The 17085-nt window shown below is 56.2% G+C and carries 15 protein-coding genes and 1 riboswitch; of the genes, 6 read left to right on the top strand and 9 right to left on the bottom strand.

Translation table 11 applies throughout. The features are described from left to right. Positions 1–79 precede the first annotated feature (79 nt). From thiQ to sgrR, 4 genes are all read right to left on the bottom strand, one after another. On the bottom strand, positions 80–781 hold the full coding sequence (gene thiQ / locus AC3WS9_RS18255) for a thiamine ABC transporter ATP-binding protein ThiQ (protein ID WP_492489713.1): 702 nt from the start codon (positions 779–781) through the stop codon (positions 80–82). Next, on the bottom strand, positions 765–2375 hold the full coding sequence (gene thiP, locus AC3WS9_RS18250) for a thiamine/thiamine pyrophosphate ABC transporter permease ThiP (protein WP_492489711.1): 1611 nt from the start codon (positions 2373–2375) through the stop codon (positions 765–767). The genes thiQ and thiP overlap by 17 nt, the downstream gene beginning before the upstream one ends. Beyond that, a complete protein-coding gene (gene thiB, locus AC3WS9_RS18245; protein ID WP_492489710.1) occupies positions 2351–3334 on the bottom strand; it encodes a thiamine ABC transporter substrate binding subunit in 984 nt (327 codons plus the stop codon). The genes thiP and thiB overlap by 25 nt, the downstream gene beginning before the upstream one ends. 31 nt (positions 3335–3365) lie before the next feature. Next, a riboswitch (TPP riboswitch) is annotated at positions 3366–3466 on the bottom strand. Positions 3467–3502: 36 nt separating this feature from the next. Then, a complete protein-coding gene (gene sgrR / locus AC3WS9_RS18240; protein ID WP_282491635.1) occupies positions 3503–5158 on the bottom strand; it encodes an HTH-type transcriptional regulator SgrR in 1656 nt (551 codons plus the stop codon). An 87-nt stretch (positions 5159–5245) separates the two neighbouring features. On the opposite strand from sgrR, the gene sgrT reads away from it, so the two are divergent. After that, on the top strand, positions 5246–5398 hold the full coding sequence (gene sgrT / locus AC3WS9_RS18235; RefSeq protein ID WP_095280755.1) for a glucose uptake inhibitor SgrT: 153 nt from the start codon (positions 5246–5248) through the stop codon (positions 5396–5398). A gap of 120 nt (positions 5399–5518) precedes the next feature. Then, on the top strand, positions 5519–6697 hold the full coding sequence (locus AC3WS9_RS18230; RefSeq protein WP_492489707.1) for a sugar efflux transporter: 1179 nt from the start codon (positions 5519–5521) through the stop codon (positions 6695–6697). Between the two features lie 75 nt (positions 6698–6772). Here AC3WS9_RS18230 and leuD read toward each other — a convergent pair whose 3' ends face one another. The 5 genes from leuD to leuL form a co-directional block, all read right to left on the bottom strand. After that, positions 6773–7378: a 3-isopropylmalate dehydratase small subunit gene (gene leuD / locus AC3WS9_RS18225; protein ID WP_285146011.1), complete on the bottom strand. Its 606-nt coding sequence runs from the start codon at positions 7376–7378 to the stop codon at positions 6773–6775. Positions 7379–7388: 10 nt separating this feature from the next. Further along, the gene (leuC, locus tag AC3WS9_RS18220) at positions 7389–8789 is read right to left on the bottom strand and encodes a 3-isopropylmalate dehydratase large subunit (protein WP_285146010.1); all 1401 of its coding nucleotides are present in this window, start codon (positions 8787–8789) and stop codon (positions 7389–7391) included. Positions 8790–8791: 2 nt separating this feature from the next. Next, positions 8792–9883, bottom strand: a complete 1092-nt coding sequence (gene leuB, locus AC3WS9_RS18215; protein ID WP_100777637.1) for a 3-isopropylmalate dehydrogenase — start codon at positions 9881–9883, stop codon at positions 8792–8794. Beyond that, positions 9883–11454, bottom strand: coding sequence for a 2-isopropylmalate synthase (gene leuA, locus AC3WS9_RS18210; RefSeq protein ID WP_282491640.1), 1572 nt, complete (start codon positions 11452–11454; stop codon positions 9883–9885). Before leuA ends, leuB begins: the two co-directional genes overlap by 1 nt. 91 nt (positions 11455–11545) lie before the next feature. After that, on the bottom strand, positions 11546–11632 hold the full coding sequence (leuL, locus tag AC3WS9_RS18205; RefSeq protein WP_350315585.1) for a leu operon leader peptide: 87 nt from the start codon (positions 11630–11632) through the stop codon (positions 11546–11548). A gap of 632 nt (positions 11633–12264) precedes the next feature. On the opposite strand from leuL, the gene leuO reads away from it, so the two are divergent. The 4 genes from leuO (at position 12265) to cra (ending at position 16999) form a co-directional block, all read left to right on the top strand. Next, positions 12265–13212: a transcriptional regulator LeuO gene (leuO, locus tag AC3WS9_RS18200; protein ID WP_282491731.1), complete on the top strand. Its 948-nt coding sequence runs from the start codon at positions 12265–12267 to the stop codon at positions 13210–13212. A 386-nt stretch (positions 13213–13598) separates the two neighbouring features. Next, positions 13599–15323 carry an acetolactate synthase 3 large subunit gene (gene ilvI, locus AC3WS9_RS18195; protein WP_492489703.1) on the top strand — a complete coding sequence of 575 codons (1725 nt, stop codon included), beginning with the start codon at positions 13599–13601 and terminating at the stop codon, positions 15321–15323. Continuing rightward, on the top strand, positions 15323–15814 hold the full coding sequence (gene ilvN / locus AC3WS9_RS18190; RefSeq protein ID WP_006173870.1) for an acetolactate synthase small subunit: 492 nt from the start codon (positions 15323–15325) through the stop codon (positions 15812–15814). Before ilvI ends, ilvN begins: the two co-directional genes overlap by 1 nt. Before the next feature lie 180 nt (positions 15815–15994). Continuing rightward, positions 15995–16999 carry a catabolite repressor/activator gene (gene cra, locus AC3WS9_RS18185; RefSeq protein ID WP_282491642.1) on the top strand — a complete coding sequence of 335 codons (1005 nt, stop codon included), beginning with the start codon at positions 15995–15997 and terminating at the stop codon, positions 16997–16999. Positions 17000–17085 lie beyond the last annotated feature (86 nt).

The raw sequence follows: 17085 nt of genomic DNA, 5'->3' as shown, positions 1-17085 counted from the left end.
CCCGATGGCGCTACGCTTATCGGGCCTACAAACCACTCATTCCGTAGGCCGGGTAAGGTGCAGCCGCCACCCGGCTTTTTTACTGCGGCACGATCCCCAACAACGCGGAGGCACTCGCCTTACCGCTCACCAACTCCTGCGTCTCCCCATCCCACGCAATTCGCCCGTCGGCGATCACCACTGAACGCGCTGCGATCCGCGCGGCGTCTTCTACGCTGTGCGACACCATCAGCATGGTCAGGTTCTTCTGCTGGCACACCTCTTTCACCAGCAGCAACATCTCCTGGCGCAGGGCCGGGTCGAGGGCGGAGAAAGGTTCGTCGAGGAGTAAAATCGGCTGTTCGCGCACCAGACAGCGCGCAAGGGCGACGCGCTGACGCTGCCCGCCAGAGAGCTCGCCCGGCAGGCGGTCGAGAAATTCGTTCAGCCCCATCTGCTGTGCGATAGATTCCAGTTTTTCACGCTGAGCCGCCGACAGTTTGAGACCGGGGTCCATCCCCAGCCCGATATTCTGGCGCACCGTCAGATGGGTAAACAGGTTGTTTTCCTGAAACAGCATCGACACCGGCCGCTGGGACGGCGGCGTGTGGGTGTGATTCTGCCCGTCAATCACCATCTCCCCGCGCGCCGGAGGCAGAAAACCGGCAATCAAATTGAGCAGCGTGCTTTTCCCCGCACCGCTCGGGCCGAGGATCGCCATCATCTCCCCGCGCCCGACGGAGAGCGTAAACCGCATCGGCAGATGCTGATAAAGCCAGGTTACATCAGTCAGTTTTAGCATCGCGCCCCGGAAGTTTTTCGATAACGGTGAAGAGGGTAAAACAGAGCAGCAGCAGGAGCAGAGCGGTGACCGCGCCATCCTGACTGCGATACGAGCCGATCTGCTGATACAGCCAGAACGGCAGGGTGCGGAAATCGTCGTTGCCAAACAGCGCCACCACGCCGAAATCGCCAATCGACAGCACGCTGGCAAACGCCAGCGCCTGTGCCAGCGGGCGTTTCAGAGCGCGCAGTTCCACCACTTTCAGCCGCTGCCAGCCGCGCATCCCCAGCGACTGGCACAGCAAGGTGTAGCGGGCGCTCAGGTCGCGCATCGGGTTTTCCAGCACTTTCAGCGCGTAGGGGATCGCCATCAGCGCGTTGGTGAAAATCACGATCCCGTCAGCGTGTTCGGGTAAGCCGATGGTACTGTTAAACAGCAAAAAGAACCCGGTCGCCAGCACGATCCCCGGCATCGCCAGAATCAACATTCCGCTCAACTCCAGCGCCTGTCCGGCGATGCGCGACTGGCGGGCGTAGAGCTCACGGCTGCTCCACAAGAGCATCATGGTCAGGAGAATGCACAGCAATCCGGCCCCGAGAGCGATACGCAACGACGTCCACAGCGCCTGCCACAGCACCGGCTGTTGCAGCACGGAAAACAGATTCAGATTGAGCCCATCCACCACCACCGCCAATAGTGGCGGAAGTAATAACAGCAGCGCGAGGGCAATCAGCAGGAGATCGCCCAGACGACTGCGCAGGCTGTCCTGCGGGTCGCGCCAGCCGTTCACCTGATGGCTGCCGACGGCAATCGCCTTGCTCAGGCGCTGGCTGAGCAGCACCAGCCCCAGACAGCAGAACATCTGGATCATCGCCAGCACTGCCGCGCGGCCTGGATCGTAGTCAAAGCTCAGCGCCTGATAGATCGCCAGCTCAATGGTGGTAGCCTGCGGCCCGCCGCCAAGCGACAGCACGGTGGCAAAGCTGGCGAAGCAGAGCATAAAAATCAGTGCCGCAACGGGCGGGATCTGCCGACGCAGCCACGGCCACTCGACAAAGCGGAAAAAGGCAAAACCGCGCATCCCGAGCTGAGCCGCCAGCTGGCGCTGCTCGCCGGGAATGTTTTCCAGCGCTTGCAGGAACAGGCGCGTCGCCATCGGCATATTGAAGAACACGTGAGCGAGTAAAATGCCCTGCAGGCCGTAAGGGGAGAAAGTCCACTCCAGTCCGAAGGCATTCAACAGCGTGGCGATCCACCCCTGGCGTCCGTACACGCTCAGAATACCGAAGACGGCGACCAGCACGGGCAGAATCAACGTCATCGCGCACAGGCGCAGCAGGGCTTGCCTGCCGGGGAAGCGGCGGCGATAGAGCGCCCGGGCTAAAAAGATCGCCGGAACCACAGAAAGCAGGGCAGAGAGAAACGCCTGCCAGAAGGAGAACCGCACCACGTGCCAGAGATAGCTATCGTGCCGCAGCGCGGCGATGTCGCTTTCCGGTGCGTTCAGCCACAGGGCAAGAAAAGCCCCCAGGCTCACCACCACCATCAGCGTGGCGGCAGTCAGCCCGGGGATCAGCCAGCCGGGAATTAGCGGCTGACGGCGCGTTGCCATTCACTGATCCAGGCGGCGCGCTGAGTGGAAACCTGCTGCGGGGTGAACTCGAGCGTGGTTTGCGGTTTGCTCAGTTGGTCAAAGCCGGCGGGCAGCGTAACGTCCGTCACCGGGTACATCCAGTTGCCGGTCGGGATCGCATTCTGGAACCCAGGAGAGACCATAAATTTCAGGAACTTTTCTGCCAGTTCCGGCTGTTTGCTGGCGGCGGTACGCGCGGCGACTTCCACCTGCAGATAGTGGCCTTCGGCGAAGTTCGCGGCGGCGTAGTTGTCTTTCTTCTCTTCGATGATGTGATAGGCCGGAGAGGTGGTGTAGCTCAGGACCAGATCGCTTTCACCTTTCAGGAACAGGCCGTAGGCTTCGCTCCAGCCTTTGGTGACGGTGACGGTTTTGGCAGCCAGTTTTTGCCAGGCTTCCGGCGCTTTATCGCCGTACACTTTTTGCATCCACAGCAGCAGGCCCAGGCCCGGCGTGCTGGTGCGCGGATCCTGATAAATCACGCGCCATTTCTGGTCGCTTTCGACCAGCTCTTTCAGGCTTTTCGGCGGGTTTTTCAGCTTGTTTTTGTCGTAGACGAAGGCGAAGTAGCCGTAATCGAAGGGCACGAAGGTGTCGTTTTTCCAGCCGCCCGGCACGCTGACCGCATCGGCGGCGACACCGCTTTTGGCGAACAGATTAGTTTGCGAGGCCGCTTCCAGCAGATTGTTGTCGAGACCCAGCACCACGTCGGCTTTGCTGTTTTTGCCTTCCATCCGCAGACGGTTCAGCAGGGAAACGCCGTCTTCCAGCGCCACGAATTTCAGTTCGCAGTTGCAATCGGCTTCAAAGGCTTTTTTGACCACCGGGCCAGGGCCCCAGTCGGCGGCAAAGGAGTCGTAGGTGTAGACCGTCAAAACGGGTTTGGCAAAAGCAGGCAGCGCGAAGAGCGCCAGCAGGGGGAGAACTTTTTTTAACACTTTGCACCTCAAAGTTGAGTGGCAAAGGATTTTGAGCGACAGCCTCAAATCCCTTCGCCGGCGTTATCCGGATCAGGTTCGACGGGTATTATCTCAGCGCACATCATCGATGCAGCACCCCGTTGAGAACGGCGGTATTGTAATGATTTGGTGAATATTACGAAAGTGTTATGGCTCCGGCGGCGCAAACCAGGCGGATTTAAAGTCAAACCAGCCCAGGGTGTTCATGCGCAGGCCGCGCATACTGCGCTGTCCCTGAATCATCAGCCAGTGGTGGATCAGCGGCACCATCGCCTGCTGGGAGAGCAGTTGTTGGCACCAGACCGCCAGATTCATATCGCCCGCTCGCCACTGGGCGGCGTCCTGCTGCCAGTCGCGGGCGATGCAGTGTTGGATAAGCGGAATCTCATACAGATGTGAGAATAACGAGAAATCGAGCGGCAGGGTGAAGTTTGCGCTGTTGAGCCAGATATCGCTGACTGCTTCGCCGCGATGCCATTCATCGTATTCCACCTCCTGAATCTCCAGCGTCACGCCTTCTGCCGCCAGAAGTTTGCTCATGATGCGGGCAATAAACCGGTGCTCCACATGTTCGCGATAATAGGTCAGGGTAATGGATTCCAGCCCGGCGGGCTTTTCGCACCGCCCAGGGCGGGCGTGGTGCCAGCGCGGCAGCAGTCCGTAGGCCGGGAACCAATAGGTCTGATGCTGATCTTCCGCCTGATAAATCAGATTCGCAGGCGCGAGAATCTGACTGACCCACTGGCGCACCTCGCGGCTCGCGCCCCGGTGGGTACGGGAGTCAAATAGCAGATAGTAACAGCCCTCTTCGAGGCGACTTTCGACGGCTTTTTCCCCGTCGGTCGGGCCTTCCAGCGTCAGACCGGGGCTGAACTCTTCGCTGATCTCCGGCAGCACCCAGACATTCACCTCGTCAATCAACGCGCGATAGCCAAAGTAGTCATCAAAGGCGCGGATTTTGAGCTGATTGCTATTGTTGCGCATCACCGCGTAAGGGCCGGTCCCGACCGGCTGGCTGGCGAAATTCGGCATGGTTCCCCACTCGTGGGGCAAAATCATCGACGGGACGTAGCCCATCAGCCACGGCAGCCACTGGTCGGGTTCGGACAGCTCAATATCCAGCGTCCAGGCGGTGGGAGAGTGAATCTGCGTGATGTGGGAGTAGAGCGGCAGCTCGCGGGCGCGCTGCAGGGAGGCGATGACGTCTTCCATCTCCAGCTCGCGGCCATGATGAAAATGGATGCCGGGACGCAAAAAAAAGCGCCAGTGCAAGGGGGATAATTGCTGCCAGTGGTGCGCGATGTCCGCTTCCAGTTCCCCGTTTTCCTCATTTATGCGCGTCAGGCCGCTGAAGATCTGGCGCGCCATGTGCGTTTCGGAACGGCGTAACGCCGTGCCGGGCAGCAGGTTTTTCATCGGACGATAGTAGAGCACGCGCAGGATGTGTTTCCCCTGGCGGAAGCTGCGGCCCAGATGAGAGACCAGCATCTGACGCACGGCGGCTTTGTCGCCCACCAGTTGCACCAGCTGATCGATGCGATCCTGCTCCAGCAGGTCCTCGGCGCGCTGTTGCTGGAGTGCCAGGCCGGTGTAGAGGAAGGTTAAGCGCGAACGTTTTCCGCGTCCGGCTTCGGCTTCCCAGTTAAGCCAGCCCTGCTGCTGCATGGTGTTGAGCAGGGTACGCATATGGCGGCGCGAGCAGTTCAGGAGTTCGGCCAGCTCGTTCAGCGTGGTCTCTTTTGACTGGCCTTCGCAGCACTGCCAGAGGCGGATGAATTGTTGTTGCAGACGACCAGATGGCATAAAAGGGGAACTCCTGACAAAAAATCAGCAATTTATTATTCCTCATAATAAGCCAATACTTCTTCCTGTTGAAGTGAGGAGGTGATTATGAAGAGGTCTACCGCACGTCAGTTTTATCAGCAGTACTTTTCAGCGACAAAAGGAGTGTCCTGGCTGGCCCGCCAGTGTGCAGAACAGCGCCTGAAAATGCTCGAAGATCTGATGCAGTGGGATGTTACGAATCCGACCTCTTCCCGCTGACTTGCCTCGATCATGTGTGACTGAGTATTGGTGCTTATCACCCGCCAGCAAAATGTTTTTGCTGGCTTTTTTCGTTTACACTGCCTCCTGATTTCGCTCCTCTTTGACAAGGAACTGCGCATGCTCTGGTTGATGACGATGGGCCGCCGCCTGAACGGCGTGTATGCCGCTTTTATGCTGGTGGCCTTTATGATGGGCGTCGCGGGCGCGCTACAGGCACCGACCCTGAGCCTGTTCCTGAGTCGCGAGGTCGGAGCGCAGCCTTTCTGGGTCGGCCTGTTTTATACGGTCAACGCCATTGCCGGGATCCTGGTCAGCCTGTGGCTGGCAAAACGATCCGACAGCCAGGGCGATCGTCGCAAATTAATCCTGTTCTGCTGCGCGATGGCGATCGGTAACGCGCTGCTGTTTGCTTTCAACCGCCACTATCTGACGCTGCTCACCTGCGGGGTGCTGCTGGCGTCACTTGCCAATACCGCCATGCCGCAGCTCTTTGCGCTGGCGCGTGAATACGCCGACAGCTCTGCGCGGGAAGTGGTGATGTTCAGCTCGGTGATGCGTGCGCAGCTATCGCTGGCGTGGGTGATCGGCCCGCCGCTGGCTTTTATGCTGGCGCTGAATTACGGCTTTACGATGATGTTTTCTATCGCGGCGGGGATTTTTGCCATTAGCCTCGCGCTCATCGCCTTCGTCCTGCCGTCCGTGGCGAGGGTGGAGCAGGCGGCGGACAGGCCGATCACTCAGGTGAGCGGCTGGCACAACAAAAATGTGCGCATGCTGTTTATCGCCTCCACGCTGATGTGGACCTGCAACACCATGTACATCATCGATATGCCGCTGTGGATCAGCAGCGATCTGGGGCTGCCGGATAAGCTCGCCGGGATTTTGATGGGCACTGCGGCAGGGCTGGAGATCCCGGCGATGATCCTCGCGGGTTTCTACGTGAAACGCTTTGGCAAGCGCCGGATGATGGTGATCGCGGTGGCGGCTGGCGTGCTGTTTTATCTCGGATTGATTCTGTTCCATTCCCGCGAGGCGCTGCTGGCGCTCCAGCTGTTTAACGCGATTTTTATCGGCATCGTCGCCGGGATTGGCATGCTGTGGTTCCAGGATCTGATGCCCGGACGGGCGGGATCTGCGACCACGCTGTTTACCAACAGTATTTCGACCGGTGTGATTCTGGCGGGGGTGATTCAGGGGGCGCTGGCGCAAAGCTACGGGCACTTCGCGGTGTACTGGGTGATTACGGGGATTTCGCTGGTGACGCTGGGGCTGACGTTGCGCGTCAGGGATGTTTAGTTTTGCCGGGTGGCGGTTTCGCCTTACCCGGCCTACAAACCCAACAAAATGGCCCGCGAAAGCGGGCCTTTTTCGTTAGCGCATAAACGCCGGTTGTTTGTTTTCGTAGGTCGCAATCGACGCTTCGTGTTGAAGCGTCAAACCGATGCTGTCGAGACCGTTAATCATGCAGTGGCGGCGGAAATCGTCGATTTTAAAGCTGTAGGTTTTATCACCCGCTTTCACTACCTGGGCTTCCAGATCCACTTCAAACGAAATGCCCGGATTGGCTTTCACCAGCGCGAATAGCTCATCGACCTGTTCGTCGCTCAGGGTCACCGGCAGCAGCTGGTTGTTGAAGCTGTTGCCGTAAAAGATGTCGGCAAAGCTCGGGGCGATCACCACTTTAAAACCGTAGTCGGTCAGGGCCCACGGCGCGTGTTCACGGGAAGAACCGCAGCCGAAGTTTTCGCGCGCTAACAGGATCGATGCGCCCTTAAATTCCGGGAAGTTCAGAACGAACTCGGGATTCGGCTGCTGGCCCTGATCGTCGAGAAAACGCCAGTCGTTGAACAGGTGCGCGCCGAAGCCGGTGCGGGTCACTTTCTGCAAAAACTGTTTCGGAATGATGGCGTCCGTATCCACGTTCGCCGCATCCAGCGGGACAACCCGGCCCGTATGTTGGGTAAATTTCTCTGCCATGATTGTCTCCTTATTTCAAACCACGAATATCGGCAAAATGACCGGTCACAGCGGCAGCCGCTGCCATCGCCGGGCTCACCAGATGGGTACGTCCCCCGCGGCCCTGACGGCCTTCAAAGTTACGGTTGCTGGTGGAGGCGCAGCGCTCGCCTGGGTTCAGACGGTCGTTGTTCATCGCCAGACACATGGAGCAACCCGGTAAGCGCCACTCAAAACCGGCTTCGATAAAGATCTTATCCAGACCTTCGGCTTCCGCCTGCGCTTTTACCGGGCCGGAGCCAGGCACGACCAGCGCCTGCACGCCAGGAGCCACTTTGCGGCCTTTGGCAATTTCCGCCGCCGCGCGCAAATCTTCGATACGGGAGTTGGTGCAGGAGCCGATAAACACTTTATCGATCGCCACGTCGGTCAGCGGCACCCCCGGTTTCAGGCCCATGTAGGCCAGCGCTTTTTCGGCGCTCGCGCGTTCAACCGGATCGGCAAACGAGGCTGGATCGGGGATGTTGTCGTTGACGGAAATCACCTGGCCTGGGTTGGTGCCCCAGGTGACCTGCGGGGCGATCTCTTCGGCCTGCAGCGTCACCACGGTGTCGAAGGTCGCGCCGTCGTCGGTTTGCAGGGTTTTCCAGTATTGCACCGCATCGTCATAATCTTTGCCTTTCGGCGCGTGCAGACGACCTTTCACGTAGTTGAAGGTGGTTTCGTCAGGCGCGACCAGACCGGCTTTGGCCCCCATCTCGATCGCCATGTTGCACAGGGTCATACGACCTTCCATGCTCAGTGCGCGGATGGCGTCGCCGCAGAATTCCACCACGTGACCGGTTCCGCCTGCGCTGCCGGTTTTACCGATAATCGCCAGCACGATGTCTTTGGCGGTAATGCCTGGTGCCGCCTGGCCGTTAACTTCAATTTTCATGGTTTTCGCGCGGCCCTGTTTCAGGGTTTGCGTCGCCAGAACGTGCTCCACTTCGGAGGTGCCGATACCAAAGGCCAGCGCACCGAACGCCCCGTGGGTCGCGGTATGAGAGTCGCCGCAGACGATGGTCATGCCCGGCAAGGTGATGCCTTGCTCAGGCCCCATCACGTGGACGATGCCCTGATACGGGTGATTCAGATCGTACAGCTCAACGCCGAACGCGTTGCAGTTCTTAATCAGCTCTTGCATCTGGATACGCGCCATTTCACCGGATGCGTTGATGTCTTTGGTCTGCGTGGATACGTTGTGATCCATGGTGGCGAAGGTTTTACCCGGCTGGCGAACCGGACGGTTGTGCGCGCGCAGGCCGTCAAATGCCTGTGGAGACGTCACTTCGTGCACCAGATGACGGTCGATGTACAGCAGCGGGGTTTCGTTTTGTGCCTCAAAAACCACGTGAGCATCAAACAATTTTTCGTATAACGTCTTCGCCATGATTACACCCCTTCAGCGACATAGCGGGCAATGATATCGCCCATTTCATCGGTACTGACGGCCGCCGCGCCGCGCGCTAAGTCGCCGGTGCGGATACCTTCTTCTAATGCGCGGTTGATGGCGCTTTCGATGGCGTCTGCCGCATCGTTTGCATCCAGGCTGTAGCGCAGCAGCAGGGCCAGGGAGAGGATCTGGGCAATCGGGTTGGCGATATTTTTACCCGCGATATCCGGCGCTGAACCGCCTGCAGGCTCGTACAGACCAAACCCTTCTTCGTTCAGGCTGGCGGACGGCAGCATGCCCATCGAGCCGGTGATCATTGCGCATTCGTCAGAGAGAATGTCGCCGAACAGGTTGGAGCACAGCAGGACGTCAAACTGCGACGGGTCTTTAATCAACTGCATGGTGGCGTTGTCGATGTACATATGGGCCAGCTCAACGTCCGGATATTCTTTGGCGATTTCGTTGACGATCTCGCGCCACAGAATCGAGGATTGCAGGACATTGGCTTTATCAATGGAAGTCACTTTGTGACGACGTTTGCGCGCAGATTCAAAGGCGATGCGGGCAATACGTTCGATTTCAAAACGGTGATACACCTCGGTATCAAAGGCTTTTTCATGCTGACCGCTGCCTTCGCGGCCCTTCGGCTGGCCGAAATAGATACCGCCGGTTAATTCACGCACGCACAGAATGTCGAAGCCGTTGGCGGCAATATCGGCGCGCAGCGGGCAAAACTCTTCCAGCCCCTGATACAGCTTCGCCGGACGCAGGTTGCTGAACAGTTTGAAATGCTTACGCAGCGGCAGCAGCGCGCCGCGCTCAGGCTGCTCTGCTGGCGGCAGATGTTCCCATTTCGGGCCGCCGACGGAGCCGAACAGGACCGCATCGGCGTTTTCGCAGCCTTCGACGGTGGCTTTCGGCAGCGGGGTGCCGTGGTTATCAATCGCAATACCGCCCACATCGTAGTGGCTGGTGGTGATTTTCATTGCGAAACGGGCGCGGATCGCTTCCAGGACTTTCAGGGCTTGTGTCATCACTTCCGGACCAATGCCATCGCCCGGCAACACAGCAATATGGTAATTCTTCGACATTACACGGTTTCCTTATTGTTCTCTTTATTCTGAGCTTTGCGTTGCAACTCTTTTTCGACTTCTGCGGCGCGCCAGATGTTGTTCAGGACGTGCACCATGGCTTTGGCGGAGGATTCGACGATGTCTGTCGCCAGGCCCACACCGTGGAAGCGGCGGCCGTTGTAGGTGACAACGATGTCGACCTGACCCAGTGCGTCTTTGCCGTGGCCTTTGGCGCTGAGATCGTATTTGACCAGTTCAATGTCGTAGCTGGTGATGCGGTTGATCGCCTGGTAAATCGCATCGACCGGGCCGTTGCCGTTGGCGGCTTCGGCTTTAACGTCATCACCGCAGGCCAGTTTGACGGAGGCGGTGGCGATGTCGCTGGAGCCGGACTGCACGCTGAAGTAGTCCAGACGGAAGTGCTCTGGCTCTTCCTGCTGTTTGTTAATGAAGGCTAATGCTTCCAGGTCGTAATCGAAGACCTGACCTTTTTTGTCCGCCAGCTTCAGGAACGCGTCGTACAGATGATCCATGTTGTAGTCGCTTTCCTTGTAACCCATCTCTTCCATACGGTGTTTCACCGCCGCACGGCCAGAGCGGGAGGTCAGGTTCAGCTGCACCTGGTTCAGGCCGATGGATTCCGGGGTCATGATTTCGTAGTTTTCGCGGTTCTTCAGCACGCCATCCTGGTGGATGCCTGAGGAGTGGGCGAACGCGCCGGTGCCGACAATCGCCTTGTTCGCTGGGATCGGCATGTTGCAGATCTGGCTGACGGTCTGGCTGGTACGCCAGATTTCGTTGTGATTGATGCGGGTCTGCACATTCATGATGTCTTTGCGCACTTTGATCGCCATGATCACTTCTTCCAGCGAACAGTTACCGGCGCGTTCGCCGATGCCGTTCATCGCGCCTTCTACCTGGCGCGCACCGGCGTGGACTGCGGCAATGGCGTTGCCCACGGCCAAACCCAAATCGTCATGGGTGTGGACGGAGATAATGGCTTTATCAATATTCGGCACGTGCTCGTACAAGCCGGTAATGATGTTGGAGAACTCGAACGGCATGGTGTAGCCGACGGTGTCCGGGATGTTGATGGTGGTGGCACCGGCGTTAATCGCAGCTTCAACCACGCGCGCCAGATCGGCGATGGGCGTACGGCCTGCATCTTCGCAGGAGAATTCGACGTCGTCGGTGTAGTTGCGGGCGCGTTTCACCATATAGATTGCGCGTTCAATCACTTCATCCAGCGTACTGCGCAGCTTGGTGGCGATATGCATCGGCGAGGTGGCGATAAAGGTGTGAATGCGGAAAGCTTCGGCCACTTTCAGCGACTCGGCGGCGACGTCGATATCTTTCTCGACGCAGCGTGCCAGGCCACACACGCGGCTGTTTTTGATGGTGCGTGCGATGGTCTGTACGGATTCAAAATCACCCGGAGAAGAGACCGGGAAACCCACCTCCATCACGTCGACACCCATACGTTCGAGGGCCAGCGCAATCTGCAGTTTCTCTTTCACACTCAGGCTTGCCTGTAACGCCTGTTCACCGTCACGTAAAGTTGTATCGAAAATAACGACTTGCTGGCTCATGGGTTAGGTCCTTGTCTGTCCTGGGGCGCCTTGCTACGAGCATAAAAAAACCCGCGCAGTGGCGCGGGTTTGTTTGTTTACTGAAGACGATTCAACGTTGAATTTCGCCCGCCAGCCTACCGCGCACAGTGGATGCGTTTAGTAGTAGTAGGCTGAAGTGGCGAGTGGTACGAATCATGAATCGGGCTCCAGATGAATGCGTTATGCTTTTAGTGGTACTGGATATGCGGATTCAAGTCAACCCCCGAAGTGAAAAACACCCTCAAACCGTCATGATAATCGGATTTCTGCTTTAGCGTATTGTGCTGGGTTTTGCTACAGAGCTTATTTAAATTGTCTACTTTTGGACTTTAAATAATGATTGAAAATAAATTTAATATAATTCGTTTCAATTAATCATGACCAAATGTGTTTGCGGCGCTACTGCTAAAGTCATTAAATTCATTGGGTTGTGATTTTTTCAGATACGCAGTGAGTGAATGAAAGTCCACCAATGATAATGGATTGTTAACCAACAGACGTTGGTCATGTTGAATAGTTTAATAAAACTTAAATATTTGTTTACCGGAAGGCTTATTGTTTATTCATTGGATTTATGGTTTCATTCAAATCCTAATGTTCTGGTTATTGCTTGGTTCCTTATCGCTTGAACTCGTGTATACCTGCACCTGTTATTTGGCATAAGCATTTTATATATTCCGAATTTTAAACTTTTCTCTTTTTCTGGTTTTATCTGCATGATAAATAATATTTTTAAAAGTTATTTCTGCACTAAGGCAAAGGGAGTTTAGCGTGACAGTGGAGTTAGATATGTTAGAAAAAAGAAATGATCAGCCTCACACGACAAGTGAAGGGACCAGGCCGCAACTGCGTACGGTAGATCTTAACTTATTAACCGTTTTTGATGCTGTTATGCAGGAACAGAATATTACCCGAGCCGCGCAGTCTTTAGGGATGTCTCAGCCTGCCGTCAGTAATGCCGTTGCCAGACTTAAACTGATGTTTAACGATGAACTCTTCGTCCGCTATGGCCGCGGGATCCAGCCTACCGCCAGAGCCTATCAGCTTTTTGCCTCCGTGCGTCAGGCGTTGCAGCTGGTCCAGAATGAGTTGCCAGGGTCCGGATTCGAACCTCTAAGCAGTGAACGTGTTTTCCACCTTTGCGTGTGCAGTCCGCTGGATAATTATCTGACTTCCGTTATCTATAATAAAGTCGAGGCCATCGCGCCTAATATTCATCTGATATTTAAGTCATCCTTAAATCAAAACACTGAGCATCAGCTTCGTTATCAGGAAACAGAATTTGTTCTTGGCTATGAAGAGTTTCGTCGCCCGGAATTTTCTTGCGTTCCCTTGTTCAAAGATGAAATGGTGTTAGTCGCCAGCAAAACCCATCCGCGCATTAATGGTCCGCTGCTGGAAAGCGATGTTTATAATGAACAGCATGCGGTGGTGGCGCTTGATCGCTACGCCTCATTTAGCCAGCCCTGGTACGATACCCCGGATAAACAAGCCAGCGTGGCATACCAGGGAATGGCCATGGTGAGCGTGTTGAATATCGTTTCGCAGACGCACCTGGTGGCCATTGCCCCTCGTTGGCTGGCGGAAGAGTTCTCCTCCCAGCTCAATCTGCAAATATTATCGCTGCCGCTGAAACTAAATAGTCGCACCTGTTATCTTTCCTGGCACGAAGCTGCAGGGCGAGATAAAGGCCATCAGTGGATGGAAGAGTTATTGGTGAGCGTTTGCCGGCGTTAATCGCCATCAGGATAAATCGGTGTAAATCATCCGGTTTATCCTGCCTTTATTTCCAGAGGTAGTATTTTATCCTGTCATGAATTTTTCCCTTCGCTTTTTACCGCGCAAAAATAGATGAATTACTGATTCAGTCTCCTTTTAAGCGACGAATCATCATCGCCAAAGTGTATTCCAGTGGAATTCACCATATCTTGTCATAATCCCTGTGTATTCTGCTTTTAGTCCCTTTTTCACGCCTCCGTTTGCTGATTGCCTGCCTCATAGGGAGCGGTTAAGGTGAAGGTCACTCTGCAAAAATGTAAGACAGGGGCAACCCTGGTCAGCAAGACGGCGAGGAAATGAATTCCTGTGTTCGTCTATAACAACAAGAAGCCTGGAGGCAAACCATGGAGATGTTGTCTGGCGCCGAAATGGTCGTCCGGTCGCTTATCGATCAGGGCGTCAAGCAAGTATTCGGCTATCCCGGAGGCGCGGTCCTCGATATTTACGATGCGTTACACACCGTGGGCGGTATTGATCATGTACTGGTGCGCCATGAGCAAGCCGCCGTACATATGGCTGACGGTCTGGCGCGTGCCACCGGGGAAGTGGGCGTGGTGCTGGTCACCTCGGGCCCAGGAGCCACCAACGCCATTACCGGCATTGCGACTGCCTATATGGATTCCATCCCGCTGGTCATTTTATCCGGGCAGGTTGCCACCTCGCTGATTGGCTACGACGCCTTTCAGGAGTGCGACATGGTCGGGATCTCCCGCCCGGTGGTGAAGCACAGCTTCCTGGTCAAACAAACGGAAGATATTCCGGGCGTGCTGAAAAAAGCCTTCTGGCTGGCCGCCAGCGGCCGTCCTGGCCCGGTGGTTGTCGATTTACCCAAAGATATTCTCAATCCGGCCAACAAACTGCCGTACGTCTGGCCTGATTCCGTGAGCATGCGCTCTTATAATCCCACGACGCAGGGCCATAAAGGTCAAATCAAACGCGCGCTGCAGACGCTGGTCGCCGCGAAAAAACCGGTGGTGTATGTGGGTGGCGGTGCGGTGAACGCCCATTGCCACGCGCAGCTTCGTGAGCTAATCGAAAAGCTGAACCTGCCTGTCGCATCGTCATTGATGGGGCTGGGCGCATTTCCGGCTACGCACCGTCAGGCGCTGGGTATGCTGGGGATGCATGGCACCTATGAAGCCAACATGACCATGCATAACTCCGATGTGATTTTTGCCGTCGGGGTGCGCTTTGACGATCGCACCACCAACAATCTGACGAAGTACTGCCCGAATGCGACGGTGCTGCATATCGATATCGACCCGACCTCTATCTCTAAAACCGTTCCTGCCGATGTGCCGATCGTGGGCGATGCTTTGCAGGTTCTGGAACAAATGCTGGAGCTATTGGCGCATGATGCTCCTGCACAGCCCCTGGATGATATTCGCGACTGGTGGCAGCAGATTGAGCAGTGGCGTGGCCGTCAGTGTCTGAAATACGACACTCAGAGCGAACACATCAAGCCGCAGGCGGTGATCGAAACGATCTGGCGCCTGACCCAGGGCGATGCCTACGTCACCTCTGATGTCGGCCAGCACCAGATGTTTGCTGCCCTCTATTATCCGTTCGATAAGCCGCGTCGCTGGATAAACTCCGGCGGCCTCGGCACCATGGGCTTCGGTCTGCCCGCTGCCTTAGGCGTGAAGCTGGCGCTGCCGGATGAAACGGTGGTGTGCGTCACCGGCGATGGCAGTATCCAGATGAACATTCAGGAGCTCTCCACCGCCCTGCAGTACGATCTGCCAGTACTGGTGCTGAACCTTAACAACGGCTATCTGGGGATGGTGAAGCAGTGGCAGGACATGATCTACTCCGGACGCCATTCGCAATCCTATATGAAATCCCTGCCGGACTTTGTACGCGTGGCGGAAGCCTACGGTCACGTCGGTATTCGCGTCAGCGATCCAAAAGAGCTGGAAGCGAAGCTCGGCGAAGCGCTGGAGCACGTCAGGAACAATCGCCTGGTCTTTGTGGATGTCATCGTCGATGGAACGGAGCACGTCTATCCGATGCATATCCGCGGCGGCGGTATGGATGAAATGTGGTTAAGCAAAACGGAGAGAACCTGATGCGCAGGATATTATCTGTACTCCTGGAAAACGAATCTGGCGCGCTGTCGCGCGTCATTGGGCTCTTTGCGCAGCGCGGCTACAACATTGAAAGCCTGACCGTGGCACCGACCGACGATCCGACCCTGTCGCGGATGACCATCCAGACCGTCGGGGATGCGAAAGTGCTTGAGCAAATTGAAAAGCAACTGCATAAATTAGTGGATGTGCTGCGAGTGAGTGAATTAGGGCAGGGGGCGTACGTCGAGCGCGAAGTGATGCTGGTGAAAATTCAGGCCAGCGGATACGGACGCGAAGAGGTGAAGCGCAATACGGATATCTTCCGTGGGCAGATCATCGACGTGACACCTTCTATCTATACCGTTCAGCTTGCCGGAACCAGCGATAAGCTCGATGCCTTTCTGGCTTCCGTTCGCGATGTAGCAAAAATTGTCGAGGTCGCGCGCTCAGGCATCGTGGGCTTGTCCCGCGGTGATAAAATCATGCGCTAACGACCAAAAAAGTTCGCCTCTTTCAGCCCGGTCTGCAAAGCCGGGCTTTTTTTTGCCTAAACACCGCCTAAGGACAATAAAAGCGGTTGCCGCAAGAACTATTCTGCGTTTAGATGTTAAAAGATATAACCATAAACCTGACAAGGCCATGGACTCTTTTATTTCGTTTAAGGGGCAATTGTGAAACTGGATGAAATCGCCCGGCTAGCCGGCGTGTCACGAACTACGGCGAGCTATGTGATTAACGGTAAAGCAAAGCAGTACCGTGTTAGCGACAAAACCGTTGAAAAAGTTATGGCGGTGGTTCGTGAGCATAACTACCATCCGAACGCTGTCGCGGCCGGGTTACGTGCCGGGCGCACCCGCTCTATTGGTCTGGTGATCCCGGATCTGGAGAACACCAGCTACACCCGCATTGCGAACTATCTCGAACGTCAGGCGCGTCAGCGTGGCTATCAACTGCTGATTGCCTGCTCGGAAGATCAGCCCGACAACGAGATGCGCTGCATTGAACACCTGCTGCAGCGCCAGGTCGACGCGATTATTGTGTCGACCTCTCTGCCGCCTGAGCATCCTTTCTACCAGCGCTGGGCGAATGGTTCGTTCCCGATTGTGGCGCTCGATCGTGCGCTAGACCGCGAACACTTCACAAGCGTCGTGGGTGCCGATCAAGACGATGCCGAGATGCTGGCCGCTGAGCTAAGAACTTTCCCGGCGGAAACCGTGCTCTATCTCGGCGCGCTGCCAGAGCTCTCCGTCAGCTTCCTGCGCGAGCAGGGGTTCCGTACCGCCTGGAAAGACGATCCGCGCGAGGTGCACTACCTCTACGCCAATAGCTACGAGCGCGAAGCCGCTGCTCAGCTGTTTGAAAAATGGCTAGAGACGCACCCGATGCCGCAGGCGCTGTTCACCACCTCTTTCGCACTCTTACAGGGCGTGATGGACGTGACGCTGCGCCGCGAAGGGAAACTCCCTTCCGAACTGGCGATTGCCACCTTTGGTGATAACGAACTGCTCGACTTCCTGCAATGTCCGGTGCTGGCCGTCGCTCAGCGTCATCGTGATGTGGCCGAGCGTGTGCTGGAGATCGTGCTGGCGAGCCTCGATGAACCGCGTAAGCCAAAGCCGGGCCTGACGCGTATCAAACGTAATCTCTACCGTCGCGGCGTGTTAAGCCGTCATTAATCACACATCAGGGCAGGTTAACTGCCCTGACTGTTTCTCATTATCACGTCAAATAATATCCTGACTAAAATTAAGATAATTCTCTA

It is taken from the genome of Lelliottia sp. EB106-05-01-XG201, from assembly GCF_058791735.1.
The sequence above is the reverse complement of the archived record's forward strand: the minus strand, read 5'-3'. Positions and strand labels throughout refer to the sequence as shown.